The sequence below is a fragment of the Mesorhizobium sp. WSM4898 genome (assembly GCF_029625845.1).
GTDB lineage: Bacteria > Pseudomonadota > Alphaproteobacteria > Rhizobiales > Rhizobiaceae > Mesorhizobium.
In genome coordinates this window covers 1-13883 of sequence record NZ_JARTVQ010000002.1, presented here as the reverse complement: position 1 = coordinate 13883, position 13883 = coordinate 1, and the positions used below count along the sequence as shown (strand labels likewise).

The window sequence follows — 13883 nt, the reverse complement described above, 5'->3', positions numbered from 1 at the left end:
CCACGAATGCCGACCGAGTTCAGGCTTTTAAGATGACAAAAACCGAGGCCAGCAAAGCGGTAATCCAGAGCGCGACACACACCTTTAAGGCGAATGGACCATATGAAGAGAGTGCCGCACCCATGCGCGTCCCCATCATCAAATTTGCGCTAGTCCGCGCCGTCGCCATACTCAGCTGCGCCTTGGTGCCAAGCTTGCCGAAACCGCGGTGCAGTTCATGCTTGGAGGACACTCCGGATGTGCTCAACATGCCAGGCTTGGTGGTTGGCGCGGCTGTCGGGCGACCAAGCCTTAATGGCAATTTCTTTCGCGTGGCGGAACGGGTTCGCATACCCTTTCTATAGACTGCTTTCCTAGCGATAGATAGGAGAAGCGAAATTATTTGCCAACCCCGCAGATAATTCGTCGAAATAATTGCGGAAACGGGGAAAATTTTGCGTGGAACGAGGAAAAATTCTGCCGCTTTTTGAGCGATGCATTTGAGTTTTTATTTGACCAATAAAATAAAAACGCGGAAGCACCTTGTTCCCAGCGCAATTGGGGCGCATATATAAGTTCGTTGATTTTTGTCGAGGTCATGCGTGAAGCCTCGCCATCCGTATCCGAATTTTCGATAGCGAATGCATTGCGCTGCTCCCGGCGCGGCATCTCGCTACGTTCGTACCCTGAAGATGATCCCGCGCTGACCAAGGATGTACGAGCGGCATCCGAGATTGTTTCGCCGGTTGGCTGGAACTGAAGCAGTCGCCGCATGCGCACGTTTCCGCAGAGAGCCGCAAGTGACCACTCGCACTACGTCGACCGTCGTTCGCTTCAATGCAGCGTTTTTGCTGCCCGGCTTCGATGCGCCGCAACCGGCTGGAGAGTATCGTGTCGATCTTGATGAGGAGGCTCTCGAAAGCGCTTCCCACACCGCTTGGCGCCGCGTGGCCGCGTTCATTCACCTGCCAGCGATCTCCTTGAGGGGGTCCAAGGAACAAATGGTGCAGATTGAGCCGGCATTACTCGAGGCGGCGCTCGACAAGGACCGGAGACAACCATGACCACCCTCATGCAACGCAAAGCACGACCCATCCAGCACGGAGCCCCGGCACGCCTTTTTGACATCGGACAGGCGGTCCGGTTGAAGGGCGGTCTCGGCGTCGGTCCAAAGACCGGCGAAATCTACCGTGTCACTCGTACCCTGCCTCCGAGGGGAAACTCGCCGCAATATCGCATCCGCAGCGACGCCGAACCGCACGAGCGGGTTGTCACGGAGGACAGGCTGGAACCGGTCGCCGAAGTATCGCACGGCGGCATAAGGCTCATCGAAAGGACGTTCGGACATGGCCAAGGGACAGAAACGCTCGAACAGAGAGATCAGGAAGCCGAAGCAGGAAAAGCTTCCGCTGAAGCCTGAGAGTGCGTTCGGCCAAATCAAGGGCGCCGGCGGCACCCACGCCCAAAGCAAGAGCAAGGGCTGACGGCAGGATGGTCGTGCGCGACGAACTCGGATGAAGGTCGTGATCCAATTCTATCGCACGCGCGTTGCCGACGACGCGCACGCCGTCGTCGGCCGTGAGACCGTGGACGCGGCCGACCTCGACGCGGCGATCGAGATCGCGCGGCTTCTGGCGAGGACACTGAACATGCCCCAATGGCCAGATGCCGTCGCCATTGCCGACGCCGAGGGTGCGACGGTCTATTCCAGCGTTATTGCTGCGCAGGGTGACATGGACAAAGGGCCGGCATCATGAACGCCAGCAACCATCGCACCGATGCAGCTCGCGAATTATCCCCTAATCCAGGCGAGGACAATGCGGCCGGCGCGCAGGCATGCGACTTTGGGGATCATCAATATGGCCGCCGCGTCGAAGTCGATCGTTCCTGGACCGTCTATCACGTCTTCACGGGCATTCCAGCGCATGTGAACGGCGCCTCCATGATCGGGCTCAGCCGTTCGGAAGCGACGAGAAGCATGCTGTCCCTCAACTTTTGCAACAGGGAGCGCCGCAAGCAGAGGATCGCCGCGCGCTTCTTCGTTGCTCCCGAGACACCGGCAGATCAGTCATGACGCTCGCGTTCCCGAACCGAAGTTCCGATCAGGAGCGTAACGGCGTCTACTTCATCGGTCATGACGGCATGTTTCAAATCCGTTTCTTCATCGAGGCCGAGGCTCTGGCCAAAAACGGCATTGTCCTGGGTGGGAAGGCTAGCGTGGAGACGGCCTATCTTTCGGCATTCGATGGCCTGCGAACCTCCATCCAGCACGTGGCAGGCAAGGTTTATGCGCGCCACCGCCGCGACTCCTACACTTTGACCGCCGCCGATTTCAGGTAGCAGCATCGGTTGCGGTCAAAGCGGGTGAACAATCGACCCGCCGCGCTCGTCTTTCCATACAATTGGGCGTAGGGTGCACGATGGCTGGCAAAAAATTCCGGGTTCCCGTGGTTGTCTATGTCGCCGGTCCGATCGGCTTCACTCTGATTGAATCCGTTGCACAGGCCTCGGATTTCCTGTTTGACCATTGGCAAGGAAACGACAGCCTGGCTTGGACCGACGCGATGAAGCGCTGCGCCGAAGATGGTGCTGCCGATGACGCGAGTGTCGCATTCCTCACCGCGCTTGAGGGGGCGGGGATCGGGTACGACCGCACGGTTGAGATTTACTGAGCTTGGCGAACGACTGCGCGGTTTGAAGCCGCGCGCTGGCCGGGTAGCGACAGCTAGCATTCGGCGCCTTGCGGACTACCAGATAGGGAGAGTTCGAATGGCGATGAAGCCAAACTATCGATACGAGCGGAGTCAACGAGACAAGGCCAAGGCGGCCAAGAAAGAAGCCAAGCTTGCCGGGAAAGCTGCGAAGGAGAAACCCATAGAGCAGAAAGAGGCGCGAGAGCCTGCTGCTGACGAAAGCTGAGGCATGGCGATGACGCAGCGCGAGACAGACAGCTTCGAAATCGACGTGGAATGTCCCCGTTGCCATCATCAGGCAAAGACCGTCGTCGGCTGGATTCGTACTCACACCCAGATGGAATGCTCCAACTGCGGCGACATCATTGACATTGAGAGCAAAAACTTCAGGTCGCACGAACAGCGCTAGGAAAGCTCTATGATACCGTCCGAGCCGCGGTCGCCGCGCCTAGCCGTTCTGATCGATGCCGACAATGCCTCCGCCAAGATCGCCGACGGGCTGTTCGAGGAGATCGCCAAGATTGGCGAGGCCAGCGTGCGTCGCATCTACGGCGATTTTTCAAGCTCGCGCTCGAAAGCGTGGGCCGACGTTCTTTCGAAGCACGCAATCATACCCCAGCAGCAATTCGCCTACACAACAGGCAAGAACGCCTCCGACATCACCCTCGTCATCGACGCGATGGACCTGCTCCATAGCGGTCGGTTCGACGGTTTCTGCCTGGTTTCCTCCGACAGTGATTTTACCCGGCTGGCCGCCCGCATCCGCGAGCAGGGCATCGACGTCTTCGGCTTCGGCGAACAGAAGACGCCCGAGAGTTTCCGACAGGCATGCCGGCGATTTGTCTATACCGAGAATCTGCTTCCGTCTGCGCCGGGCAACGAACCTGAGGCGGTATCGAGCGTGAAGCCATTGCAACCGCCCTCAGCGGCCGTGCCGATCATTCGGAAGATCATCGCGCAGATGGAAAGCGAGGATGGCTGGGTTCCGCTCGGTGCGGTCGGCACGCAGCTTGCCAATCTGGCCTCCGACTTCGATCCCCGCACCTTTGGTTTTCGCAAGCTAAGCGATCTCGTCCGCAAGACGAACGCGTTCGAAATCGACCGCCCGGAGGGCGGGACGTTGCGCATAAGAATCAAACCGCAGGCAGCGCGAAGGGGAGGGCGGAAGGCGTGACCGGTACGGCGCAGCTATCCGAGTCCTTGCAGGTTGGCTATTTATCGACCGTCTGGCTTTTCCATGCTCGCCCGGTCCTGTTCGGTGCGCAGCTGGTCGAGCAGATCGATCAAGGCTTCGCCTTCGGGCGAGCCAGGCCCGCGGGCCATGAACGTCTCGATGTCAACCTCGGAGGGTTGACCGCCCGAAGCCCGGTTTGGCTCATGCCTCACGAAAATCTCATCGCGCTCGCCGACCTTGACGACCAGCCAGCGGTCGCCGTTGGAACTTGTGTAGAATGCCCGTGACGGGTTTGACATGGCGGACCTCCTTTGACCTGTCTGCAAACGGCATCACGCTGGTCGTCTATTCATGTCGGTTGGCCAGGTAACTACCCTCGGCGTGGGGATAGATATATCCCGCGTGTCCCTCGGCAAGCCCGCTCCGTTATTGCCCCACCAGGATACCAGCCTCGCGCGCAGCCAAAGCGAACGCCCGCCGAACGCTCGATATGGGCTTTTTGTCCGCGCTGGCATCGTGGCAAGCCTGGAGCGCGGCGCGATGTGACGGTCCACGCTTGCCCGGCCACTTCCGAAGCAGAAATGACGAGCATTCGTAAACGTCAGTGATGATCGTCTCGGCGCCTTGAGCACTGGCCCGAACAGTCACCGGCTGAGTGAATTTGGGATTTTGCATCGCTGTCCTTAGGGCATTGACGCCTGGATAGCGAGGCAATTCCACGTTCCGCCCCAATTCGCGCGGGGAACCTCCCAGTTCGCCGTCAAGCCGTTTTGTTGACGCGAGGTGTTTCTCCTGGTCGAGGATCTGCTGAGCAGCTTATGCGTCTTATCGTGCTCGAGCTCCTGCGCCCATTCCCCAAAGAGCCGGCCGGGCAATGTCATGGGTGCTCAACCGCCTGGCAGGCCGCCAGCAAGCCGGCATTCGCGATCGGGCCGCCGACTTCCAAGCGAGGCCCTTCGATAACGTCGTATTTCTCGCCGGAAGTCTTCTTGCCGGTCGACTTGAACACCTGTTCGATTTTCGTGAGCTGACCCTTCGTTTCCTTAAAGTGGTCCTCCGCGGGGGAATTGGCATGGAGAAAGAGCGGACGCAACGAATGGTTCTGTGTCACCACCCGGCCTGGTGACTTTCCGCCACTCGCGGTGATCGTCCCGCCATTCAGGTCGGATGGTGGATTACGCAATCAGCTGCCGAGTGCCATTCCAGAACCGACTCGCCAGCTGGAAGGCCGTCGGTCTTGAAAGGCGAGAATTAGTGCCGGCCGCGCCTTGTTTAGAACACTGAACGGGTCTATGTTGCAAATATCGATCTTGTCTGTCGAACTTTGTTTCTGACGCGAAACGCGTCTTCGGCGATCTTCTCCTCTCAAAATCGATCTGAACCGTTTGCCGTGTGTCTTGCACGGCAAGCAATTTTCTATGGATGATTGAAAGGAAATCGCCATGAATACGGGAACCGTAAAGTTCTTCAATTCGACCAAAGGCTTCGGCTTCATCGAGCAGGGTGGCGGCCAGCCGGACGTGTTCGTCCACATCTCCGCTGTCGAGCGGGCCGGTCTGCGCTCACTGGTCGAGGGCCAGAAACTCAGCTTCGAACTCGTGAAGGACAACCGTAACGGCAAATTCGCGGCCGAGAACCTGCAAGCCGCATAAATTATTGCGCTCTGGCCGTTGACCACGGATGTACTGGCACAGGCCACAGAGCGCAGATCAGAGAGGTCGGGCAAGCCCGGCCTTTTTTTGTTTTCCGATTTGGAGAGCGCATCATGCGACACCCCGATATACCGCAAGGAATATTCAAGCCCAAGCCGACCGCGATCGAGACAAGGCAGGACGCCACAGCCAGGGCCGCCCGCCAAATTATCGACGGTGAAGACGCCGCGCGAGAACAGAAGACCGAGCGGTTAAGGCTGGCGAGGCTTGCCAGGGAGGCAACAAATACGTACACGCCGACGGCGAAGAAGCCAACGAACGGGCGTAAGCACGGCTAGGTGTATCAGCGATACGATCACAACAACGGGCAGGAAGCTGCGACGGGTTTGACTTTCGGGCGCCGGCCTCCAACGGCCCGGCCAAGTCATCTTGGTAGCTGCGGCCTCCGGTCTGTCCTCGCTCGCGACCTTGTGAGAGGTCGCGGCTTCACCGGACATAGTTCAAACCCTACGGCTATCATTGCTTCCCGACCTTAGAGGGGATCTTCTCGCGCCTTTTCGAATAACTGCACTGTCTGAGCGCGGCCATAAATGCCTCGGCTGCCAGGTCGCATTTGCGCTTGGATGGACCGTTGCTCTGGATGACAATTTCGGCCTGCCTGGTTGTCAGACCATGCTTTGCCGCAAACTCGTCTATGTCGGCTTCCGTCCAGCACGACCGCTTCAAACCTTGCATTTTATCTCCTGGTCCCGAAATCGTGAGGAGCCAACGCCGGACCGTCGATAAGGTTTCTGATCAACGCCGAGAGCCCTCAACTCGGCTGGTCGCCAGAGGCGCCTTCTCGTCGACGGCTATGGAGCGTCACCACGCTCTCGTACTCTTTCCGTTCTGGCCTCTGAATGGCAGGCAACTTACATAGCCAGGGCTATGGCCTCGGCTGGAACGCTGCCGCGCTCACGAGCCTGGAGGCTATAGAACGGCCCGGCAGCCATCTTGCTTCGGGGGGAAGTGGTGACGCACCGCCGTGCCGAGGTAGTCCGGGAGTGGGTAGCCAAAAACCCCGGACAGCGTTAACCATAGCGTCACGGCGGGCGATGGCAATTGTTGATTGGGTCAGCCCACGAAGGCGTCCGATCCCGAAACCGAGCCCGATTGCAATGCCCGTAAAGAACTTGCCAGCAGCACCTAGGGCAATGACGCGGACCCTGGCCCAAACGTCTACGCGGAGCTCTCTGAGGGCAGTGGCGATATCATCGAAGATCGCGTCCATAGGCTGGCGTTTTCGCACCAGTTTGGCGACTGCTGAAAGAGATCGCCGGGCGAGGAACCCCAAATCCTCAAGCCCGGCGTAGTTACTTCCTGATGCCCAATCAGGAAGTCCGGTGAGGCGTTACCGGCAATTTCTTCGATGCAAGGTCGATGCCAGCATTCCCGTCCTAAAACGACACAGATGTGTTTGGTCTCAGCCGGCCAAGGCGTGCTGCGCGTATGCTTTCATGATCGGCATACAGGCTCCCTTCGCGAGCAATCAGGGGAGCGGGATCGGCTTGTCGCTGAGTGTGCGCAAGTAGGCGATCAGGTTGACCCGTTCAGTCTCGTCCGGAACGCCAGGCGTCTCCATCTTAACGCCGGGCGTGGTGAGCATGGGCCCGAAAAGATATCTGTTCAGGTCCTCATACGTCCACACCCACACACCTTCCCAGCCCAGCAAGGCATCGGAATAATCCATTTTTGCCGTGGAAGCCTTGTCGCGGCCGACTACCCCCCACAAGTTCGGTCCCGTTTTGCTCCCTCCCTGGGGCTCGCCATTGTGGCAACCGTGACACACATGGGTGAAGTAGGTTCGGCCATTCTCGACGTCGGCAGCAGCCAACTTCATCGAGATCGGAGCCGGTGTGGGCAAGACGACGCCGTGCGACATGAGATAGTCAGCGATTTCGCGTTGCCCCTTGCGTTTTGCGAGATGGATCGGTGTCTTGCCGTCCTTTGTCCTCGCATTCACGTCCGCGCCGGCCTCGACCAGTGCCTTAACGCAATCGATGCAACCGAGATTGACCGCGATGTGGATAGCGTTTTCGCGGCTGCGCTTCGAATTTGGATTCGCGCCGTTCGTCCAGCAACAGATTGATCAGGTCGATCCTGCGTTTTGCCAAAGCTGGCATGAGCGCAGGACCCAAAACACGGTGTCGGGGCGGCGTTGACGTCCGCACCGCGTTCAATGAGCATTTTTGCCGCTGCAAAATGCCCACCCTTGACCGCAAGATAGAGTGGTGTCGCTTTCCCGTCACTCTCATCGACGCCTGCACCTGCGTCGAGAGCTGCCGTGATCGCCCCGATATCGCCCTTCATAGCGGCGTCGTGGATGGCGGCGGCATACGATGCCGTCGGAACGGGCAGAAGCAGTAACAGAATGAAAAGCAAAACGTCGCGCATTCGGCATCCCCTGTGCAAACCGGAGGACGTGGCACGCTTCGAGAAGCGCAGAGTCTAGTGTGAATGCCAAATCGCGGCAAGGTATTTCAGTAACTGCTAACGGAACCGAAGCCGCCATTCGAGATTGAATCAAATTGGAGTTTTGCGTTGGGGTTCGTATGCGTAAGCCTGCCGGCGAAGCCCGGCTGTACTTTATTAGGCCTCTTGAGCCAATCCAGGTTGAAACACCGCCAGTCAGCGATGATTGGCTGCACGAAATCAAATACGACGGCTACAGAATCCAGGTCATCCTCGACGGGGCCGGCGCGCGCGCCTTCTCCCGCCATGGGCACGACTGGTCGCAAAGGTATTGGCCTATCGTCGCTGCGGCCGAGAAGCTGCCCGCCAAGGCCTTCATCCTTGACGGGGAGATGATCGCGCCGGAGCCGGATGGACGACCGAACTTTCACCGGATGCATTCGCGGATGGTGTGGAATGCCGAACAGCTTGCATTCGTCGCTTTCGACATCCTGCACCTCGACGGCCAGGATCTTCGTTCCCTGCCGCTGATGGAGCGCAAGGCCAAGCTCTGGAACCTGATTAAGCCGGCCAAGGGGATCATTCAATACGGCGATCATGTAGAGGGCAATGGCGCCGCGTTCTTCGAAGCCGTCGAGCAGATGGCCCTTGAAGGAATGGTCTCGAAGCGACGCGAAAGGCCCTATCGAAGCGGGAAGTGTCGGCGACTTCAAGCTTCTGGGCATCGGACGCGAGCCTGGGAAGCCTGCTGTGGCGATCATGGCGCGCGGTGGCCGATATGCCGGCACCGCGTTCATAACGCTGCCCAGCGGCCTCAGGGAACGGCTTTTGGAAGCGTGTCCAGGAGGCCAGCGCGCCAAAGCCCGCGCAGCGGGTGCCGAGCGCCTTTGCCGATGCTGTCGAGTGGGTTAAGCCAGGCATCACGGGCCGGGTAAGATTCCTTCGCGGCGAGCATACGCTACGCCATGCGACACTACAGGACTTCGAGGAAGGAACCTAAGGCAGCCTCGCCGCGTCCCGACAGCAGGCCGAGCGCCATGACCGCGTCGCCTGAGTCCGTTTCCTTGGGACGCGCTTTAGGTCTTCACATAAACTGGCGTTTCTACCCATCGGCTTGATACTGTGGTATGTAGATGCCGCAATTCCATTGGTGGGACCACGGATATTCCGCTCTACCGTGCAGGCTGCCCCAGCGCAGCTGGCGTGGTACGGATCGTCCGGCGCAAATGACGATCGATCAGGGAGGTATGCCATGCGCGCAATCGCACTTTTGATCGCCTCGTCGGCCACGATCTTCATTGCAAGTCCTTCGCTGGCGCAGGATGTCGCCGCAGGCGAGAAGGTCTTCACCAAGTGCAAGGTCTGCCACATTGCAGACCAGGACCAGAACAAGGTCGGCCCGTCTCTGCACGGCGTCATCGGGCGCACCGCGGGCACGCATCCCGGTTTCACTTATTCCATGGCCATGACCGAGGCCGGAAAATCCGGCATCAAATGGGATGAGCCTAGGCTGACAAAGTACCTTCAGGACCCGAGGGGGACGGTCAAGGGTACGAAGATGGCGTTTCCCGGCCTCAAGAACGATCAGGACGTGGCCAACGTCATTGCTTACCTAAAACAGTTTTCCAAGTAATCGGGCCATTCCAGGCCCCTGTCTGTGGCGCCGGCTCGCCCCGACCGAAGGCGGCCGGGGATGGCGGCCGCGAGGCGCGAAGGCAACTCGCCCAAAGAGTTTCAGACGAGGTTGACAGCGTTTTCGAAGTTATCTTCGACGCTGCAGCACCGCGAGGCAGGTTGGCCGGCTGACATGCAAAGGAGAAATGCCGTCACCCCAGGCAACGGGGGCGGGCATCTACCCACTCTTCAAATCCGGAGCCAATGTGCGATAGCGGGCTCTATGTTTCACGGTGTGGACCTATGCGCGCGGTGACAGGGCTTCAGTCGTACCTAGCGCCGGCTGTGTGCCCGAACTCGGAACGAATGGATAGAGGCACCGTTGAAAAGGGGTGCCGGCAGCTCCCGGTAACGGCGGTTGAGCGCAAGCATCGGCTCCAGCGCTTGGCGGGTTCGCGCTGGAGCCGTCTTGCTAGGAGTGAAGGAAATGCAAGACCCTCGCAACAGTGTCCTGGAAGCTCGTTGGCTTCTCGCCGTGCCCGCTTCGCTTGCCCTGACTGTGCTGCTGGCAGGGCTGTTGCTTTCCTGACGGACGCGGCCGCTTGCACCTTGCCGTGGGAGTAGACGACGCTGCATCTGCCCAGGCTTGGAACGGGTAAGAGGCCCCGGCCTGCTCCCCACGTCCCCACCCACCCCGCGACAGGCCGGGTCCTCCTGCCCCAAGCTAGGCCCCGCCGTCTCTCCGACCTCGGGGAACGTTCGGACCGGCGAGCGGTTATGAACTCGGCGGCACGGTTGGTGTCCCAGTTCTATCCGAGTCGCCTGATAAGCAGCAACGGAGCCCGCTCGACCCTCCCGCGAGCGGGCTCTTGCCTTTCCAGCAATCATGTCTTCACAACATTTGATAAAATAGTCGGGAACCGAGCCCGGTTCCTGTAAGTTTATGCGCACCGCCGGTAACAGCCAAATGGATATCGGCGGCTGAGAGACAGCTCCCTTCTGCGACTGGAGGCGGTATGTACCCTGTCAATCCCTTCACGCGCACCTCTATAACAACGACTTTCAGCTAGTCGCCGAGGGAAGCTATCGACCGTTCCTGTCAGAAATTGCGTGAAACCAGGCCGCTGGTAACCCGCACCGGTTAAGCCACCTTATCACCCGGAATGCGGTCGGGATATCTGACACCAGTGATGAATGGCGGGTCGTGGTAGAGGAATGCGGTGTAGGCACGATCAGCCGCACATTCAGGGAGGGGTGCCAGCCTTTAACTTTGCCGAAGCCCAGATGATGCGGCGTGGCCTTCATAAGATGACAGACAACTGATCATCGGGCGGCCTGCATCCCGTTGGCGGATAGTGGAACAAAGGCCGTCAGACCGTGCCTCCCCGCAAACTCCCCAAGGTCGTAGGCTTCCTCCCAACACGACCGCTTCAAACCTTGCATTTTCGCTCCCGTGGTATCGAAGGTGACGAGGCAATGCGAGAATCGCCGCTCGGTGCGATGGGTATTTCTCGCTGGCCCTTTGGACGGTCATAAGGCCGCGTTGCCTTCTTGCTTTTTCTGAAGTTGGTCGCGCCGACGGGGCAGGGGAGCTCCCATGCTCGGTCGCGACAGGTGTTTCTTTTGGCTTCGGCACGGCAAAAAACGTTCTCACCGGCTTTCCGTCGTTGCATGCCGCCTAATTCTACCTACTCTTGCGAGCGGCAGCTGCCCGCGCCGGCGCCTCCTGGATGTTGGCGGCGCCGCCCATGTCACCATTCTTGGTACGGCCCGCCCCCGGTCCTGCTCCAATATCGGCGCCCGTCATCGGATCGGAAGCGGGGTCCGAGAGTGTCCGCTCCGCCATATTGGCCGCGAGCTTCTTGTCCTTGGCATTTAGCTTGATAGTCGCCATCCCGTCACCGCCGTCGGCGGGCATCACCTCTTCGAGATTGTCGATGCGGTCCCATTCGCCTCCCGAGTTCCAGGGTCCCGTGGCGTCTCCTTCGCCTTGCGAGGTGTTGACGTACATGCTGGCATATTTCTCGATGCCCGGCAGTTTGCCCGTCGGGAAGTTGTTCTCTATCGCGTACAGCGCTTTCTCGAAAGACTTCTGGTGGGCGACTTCGCGCGTCATCAGAAAGCCGAGGGCATCCTTGACGCCGGGATCATCGGTGATGTTGATCAGTCGCTCGTACACAATCTTGGCACGAGCTTCGGCCGCGATGTTGGAGCGCAGGTCCACCGTTGGTTCGCCGCGAGAATCGATGTAGGCGGCGGTCCAAGGCACTCCGGCCGAGTCGCACAATGCGGGTCCGCCGCCAAACAGGATTGACTCCTTGGCCGTTGTGCCGCTGGCGCCAACCATCAAATACAGCTCGGCTTCCTTCATCTGTCCCTCGGCAAGCTGCGCCTTGAGCCCCTTGTTCAGCATTGTGACAATAGATCCGACCACCTCGAGGTGGCTTAGTTCTTCGGTCGCAATGTCGAGCAACATGTCTTTCCGGCCGACATCATCCTCGCCCAGCCCCTGGGTGAAGTAGCGCATAGCGGCGGCCAACTCGCCATCGGCTCCGCCGAATTGCTCCATTATCATGCATGCCAGTTTCGGATTCGGCTCCGACACACGGACGGTGTATTGCAGTCGCTTATTGTGCATGAACATGAGTTTTCTCCAGGGTTGGGGTTCCCCGAACCGTCCATCAGCGGGAATGTTCCCTCGCACAGTTCGATTGCAAATAGACTGGCCGGCAGCGCCTGATCGGTGCAAACGTCGCACCCGGGTCAGACCGGCGCGGAGAGCGGCAGGCGAAGGGCGCTGTCTGCGCTATAAGTCCAAGACTAACTACCAAGGCGCCAGCGAAATCGCCGAGGCAAAGGAAGTCCCGTGCCGTTCCCGAGGCAGACATAGCTTGCGAGGCTGAGCGGCGTTTAGCCATAGGCTGGCATCAGCGATGTCTTCTCACAACAAAGGAGAGCTACTACCAGACCTTGATGAGTACCTTGCCCTTGGCACGTCCTGTTCGACGCCAGAGCCTCATTGGTCGCTTCAAATGGAAAGACCCTGTCGACGACCGGTCGGATCGCTCCTGATTCGGCATCACGTGGTCATCAGGAAGCACCAGGTGAAAGCCCGGTGGAGCCCCGGCGCCGGCCTGGCGAACTAGGGGGCCGCCGCACTTGCAAGATAGCTAATTTCTACCTCAAAAGGACAGGGCCTGATCGCGTACCTCTCGGTTCGTCCATCGATCAGGAATATAATCCTCGCTGGTGCGGCGACCTCATTTTTGGAGCAACCGGCCAGTTCGCGGATGCCATGTTCGGCTTAACCCGCGACCGCGAGCCCAACAGCGATACCACGTATGTTCGCCGGTGTGGCTTTGGGGGTGGCCACCGGGCCTTGCCGGCAGGGGTAAGAGCCGGCGAGCCACTATATGCGCAGCTGCTAATAATGAAATTCAACCAAAAAGCGCTCATCGACCTGCGATGCGAGGCAGCGTGGCCACTGGCTTCTTACGCCTCGCTAAGCGGATGCCAATATTCGGCAGAATCCGATAACCCGCCGCTCGGTGTGCCCCCACACCCAGCGGCGGGCTAAGGTGACCGGCGCCTTTTCTCGTGGGGGAGAATTGCCTGAGTCCCGGCGCCGGCCTGGCGAACGAAAGGTCCGCCGCACATGCAAGATAGCTAATGTCTACCTCAAAAGGACATGGCGTGATCGCGTAACCTCTTGGCAATCGGCTGGAGATCAGGAATATAATCCTCACCCGTGCGGCGACCCCACTTCACGAGGATCGCCATGACAATGAAGTTTCCCTTCACGGAAGACCCGCTCGGCAAAAAGCTGGAGGCCGGGACGGGCCTGTCTGTCTGTTGCCTCACTTGTCGGCGGTCGGCGGTGCTGGACGTTGCCGCACTGGTTAGCGGCTCGGGCCGGACCATGGATGCCTGCACTGGGATTTGGTGAAGGCCATCTTCTGCCACGAGTGCCGCGCCGCCGGCCGTCAGAACCGAAACCTTCAGTTCACCAATCATGCAGTGACGCCGGATAAGCGGAAAGGGTGAACGTCTAGTCCTTAGCCCGAACGGGCAGAAGCAGAGCATAAACGGCCAGAGCAGCCATCACAAGGCTTGCGACCATCCGGTAGTGTCTCAGTTTGAATTTTCGGAGCCATGGGACATCAGCCTCAGCGGAACTCTCTCACCACCTCGATAGGCTCGACGATAGCGGCGTTGAACGCATCAAGCTCTCCCGCAGGTATCGAGTATTCTCGTAGCGCCCGCCCACCTGCCTCCTGCACGTCGTATTGCTCCAGGAAGTCACGCCGCACCTCAAAGCGC

The 13883-nt window shown here is 59.4% G+C and carries 22 protein-coding genes and 1 pseudogene; 12 read left to right on the top strand and 11 right to left on the bottom strand.

What is annotated here, in order from left to right:
* Positions 1–19: 19 nt before the first annotated feature.
* Entirely contained in the window at positions 20–250 is a 231-nt protein-coding gene (locus P9228_RS07510) for a hypothetical protein (protein ID WP_278052914.1), read from the bottom strand.
* Between the two features lie 128 nt (positions 251–378).
* On the bottom strand, positions 379–753 hold the full coding sequence (locus P9228_RS07505; RefSeq protein ID WP_278052913.1) for a hypothetical protein: 375 nt from the start codon (positions 751–753) through the stop codon (positions 379–381).
* Between the two features lie 26 nt (positions 754–779).
* On the opposite strand from P9228_RS07505, the gene P9228_RS07500 reads away from it, so the two are divergent.
* The 9 genes from P9228_RS07500 to P9228_RS07460 all read left to right on the top strand — a co-directional run bounded on the left by P9228_RS07500 (position 780) and on the right by P9228_RS07460 (position 3846).
* The gene (locus P9228_RS07500; RefSeq protein ID WP_278052912.1) at positions 780–1043 is read left to right on the top strand and encodes a hypothetical protein; all 264 of its coding nucleotides are present in this window, start codon (positions 780–782) and stop codon (positions 1041–1043) included.
* On the top strand, positions 1040–1399 hold the full coding sequence (locus P9228_RS07495; protein ID WP_278052911.1) for a hypothetical protein: 360 nt from the start codon (positions 1040–1042) through the stop codon (positions 1397–1399). The genes P9228_RS07500 and P9228_RS07495 overlap by 4 nt, the downstream gene beginning before the upstream one ends.
* Before the next feature lie 94 nt (positions 1400–1493).
* Positions 1494–1736, top strand: coding sequence for a hypothetical protein (locus P9228_RS07490; protein ID WP_278052910.1), 243 nt, complete (start codon positions 1494–1496; stop codon positions 1734–1736).
* Positions 1733–2053: a hypothetical protein gene (locus P9228_RS07485; RefSeq protein ID WP_278052909.1), complete on the top strand. Its 321-nt coding sequence runs from the start codon at positions 1733–1735 to the stop codon at positions 2051–2053. Before P9228_RS07490 ends, P9228_RS07485 begins: the two co-directional genes overlap by 4 nt.
* Positions 2050–2319, top strand: coding sequence for a DUF1488 domain-containing protein (locus P9228_RS07480; RefSeq protein WP_278052908.1), 270 nt, complete (start codon positions 2050–2052; stop codon positions 2317–2319). Before P9228_RS07485 ends, P9228_RS07480 begins: the two co-directional genes overlap by 4 nt.
* An 80-nt stretch (positions 2320–2399) precedes the next feature.
* Entirely contained in the window at positions 2400–2651 is a 252-nt protein-coding gene (locus P9228_RS07475) for a DUF982 domain-containing protein (RefSeq protein ID WP_095833000.1), read from the top strand.
* A 97-nt stretch (positions 2652–2748) separates the two neighbouring features.
* A complete protein-coding gene (locus tag P9228_RS07470; protein ID WP_170950436.1) occupies positions 2749–2898 on the top strand; it encodes a hypothetical protein in 150 nt (49 codons plus the stop codon).
* 3 nt (positions 2899–2901) lie between these two features.
* Positions 2902–3081: a hypothetical protein gene (locus P9228_RS07465; protein WP_278052907.1), complete on the top strand. Its 180-nt coding sequence runs from the start codon at positions 2902–2904 to the stop codon at positions 3079–3081.
* A 12-nt stretch (positions 3082–3093) separates the two neighbouring features.
* Positions 3094–3846, top strand: a complete 753-nt coding sequence (locus P9228_RS07460) for an NYN domain-containing protein (protein WP_066995625.1) — start codon at positions 3094–3096, stop codon at positions 3844–3846.
* 41 nt (positions 3847–3887) lie between these two features.
* Here the strand turns inward: P9228_RS07460 and P9228_RS07455 are convergent, their stop codons facing one another.
* The 3 genes from P9228_RS07455 to P9228_RS30970 all read right to left on the bottom strand — a co-directional run bounded on the left by P9228_RS07455 (position 3888) and on the right by P9228_RS30970 (position 5029).
* Entirely contained in the window at positions 3888–4145 is a 258-nt protein-coding gene (locus P9228_RS07455; RefSeq protein ID WP_066995590.1) for a hypothetical protein, read from the bottom strand.
* Between the two features lie 127 nt (positions 4146–4272).
* Positions 4273–4521, bottom strand: a complete 249-nt coding sequence (locus P9228_RS07450; protein WP_095825941.1) for a DUF982 domain-containing protein — start codon at positions 4519–4521, stop codon at positions 4273–4275.
* Positions 4522–4723: 202 nt separating this feature from the next.
* Entirely contained in the window at positions 4724–5029 is a 306-nt protein-coding gene (locus P9228_RS30970; RefSeq protein ID WP_336618935.1) for a DUF892 family protein, read from the bottom strand.
* Between the two features lie 259 nt (positions 5030–5288).
* On the opposite strand from P9228_RS30970, the gene P9228_RS07440 reads away from it, so the two are divergent.
* Positions 5289–5498, top strand: coding sequence for a cold-shock protein (locus tag P9228_RS07440; RefSeq protein WP_066999092.1), 210 nt, complete (start codon positions 5289–5291; stop codon positions 5496–5498).
* A gap of 516 nt (positions 5499–6014) precedes the next feature.
* On the opposite strand, the gene P9228_RS07435 is transcribed toward P9228_RS07440, so the two are convergent.
* From P9228_RS07435 to P9228_RS07425, 3 genes are all read right to left on the bottom strand, one after another.
* The gene (locus P9228_RS07435) at positions 6015–6233 is read right to left on the bottom strand and encodes a hypothetical protein (protein ID WP_278052906.1); all 219 of its coding nucleotides are present in this window, start codon (positions 6231–6233) and stop codon (positions 6015–6017) included.
* A 793-nt stretch (positions 6234–7026) separates the two neighbouring features.
* Entirely contained in the window at positions 7027–7560 is a 534-nt protein-coding gene (locus P9228_RS07430) for an ankyrin repeat domain-containing protein (RefSeq protein ID WP_278054022.1), read from the bottom strand.
* On the bottom strand, positions 7497–7931 hold the full coding sequence (locus P9228_RS07425; RefSeq protein ID WP_278052905.1) for an ankyrin repeat domain-containing protein: 435 nt from the start codon (positions 7929–7931) through the stop codon (positions 7497–7499). Before P9228_RS07425 ends, P9228_RS07430 begins: the two co-directional genes overlap by 64 nt.
* A 158-nt stretch (positions 7932–8089) precedes the next feature.
* On the opposite strand from P9228_RS07425, the gene P9228_RS07420 reads away from it, so the two are divergent.
* Together P9228_RS07420 and P9228_RS07415 are read left to right on the top strand one after the other, a co-directional pair.
* The gene (locus tag P9228_RS07420) at positions 8090–8884 is read left to right on the top strand and encodes an RNA ligase family protein (RefSeq protein ID WP_278052904.1); all 795 of its coding nucleotides are present in this window, start codon (positions 8090–8092) and stop codon (positions 8882–8884) included.
* 317 nt (positions 8885–9201) lie between these two features.
* Complete coding sequence (locus P9228_RS07415) at positions 9202–9582, top strand: cytochrome c family protein (RefSeq protein WP_278052903.1); 381 nt, start codon at positions 9202–9204, stop codon at positions 9580–9582.
* Between the two features lie 1665 nt (positions 9583–11247).
* On the opposite strand, the gene P9228_RS07410 is transcribed toward P9228_RS07415, so the two are convergent.
* The 3 genes and pseudogenes from P9228_RS07410 to P9228_RS07400 form a co-directional block, all read right to left on the bottom strand.
* Positions 11248–12207 carry a manganese catalase family protein gene (locus P9228_RS07410; protein WP_278052902.1) on the bottom strand — a complete coding sequence of 320 codons (960 nt, stop codon included), beginning with the start codon at positions 12205–12207 and terminating at the stop codon, positions 11248–11250.
* Between the two features lie 316 nt (positions 12208–12523).
* Positions 12524–12638: pseudogene (locus P9228_RS07405) on the bottom strand (zinc-binding dehydrogenase); the annotation flags it as partial.
* 603 nt (positions 12639–13241) lie between these two features.
* Positions 13242–13577, bottom strand: a complete 336-nt coding sequence (locus tag P9228_RS07400) for a hypothetical protein (protein WP_278052901.1) — start codon at positions 13575–13577, stop codon at positions 13242–13244.
* Positions 13578–13883 lie beyond the last annotated feature (306 nt).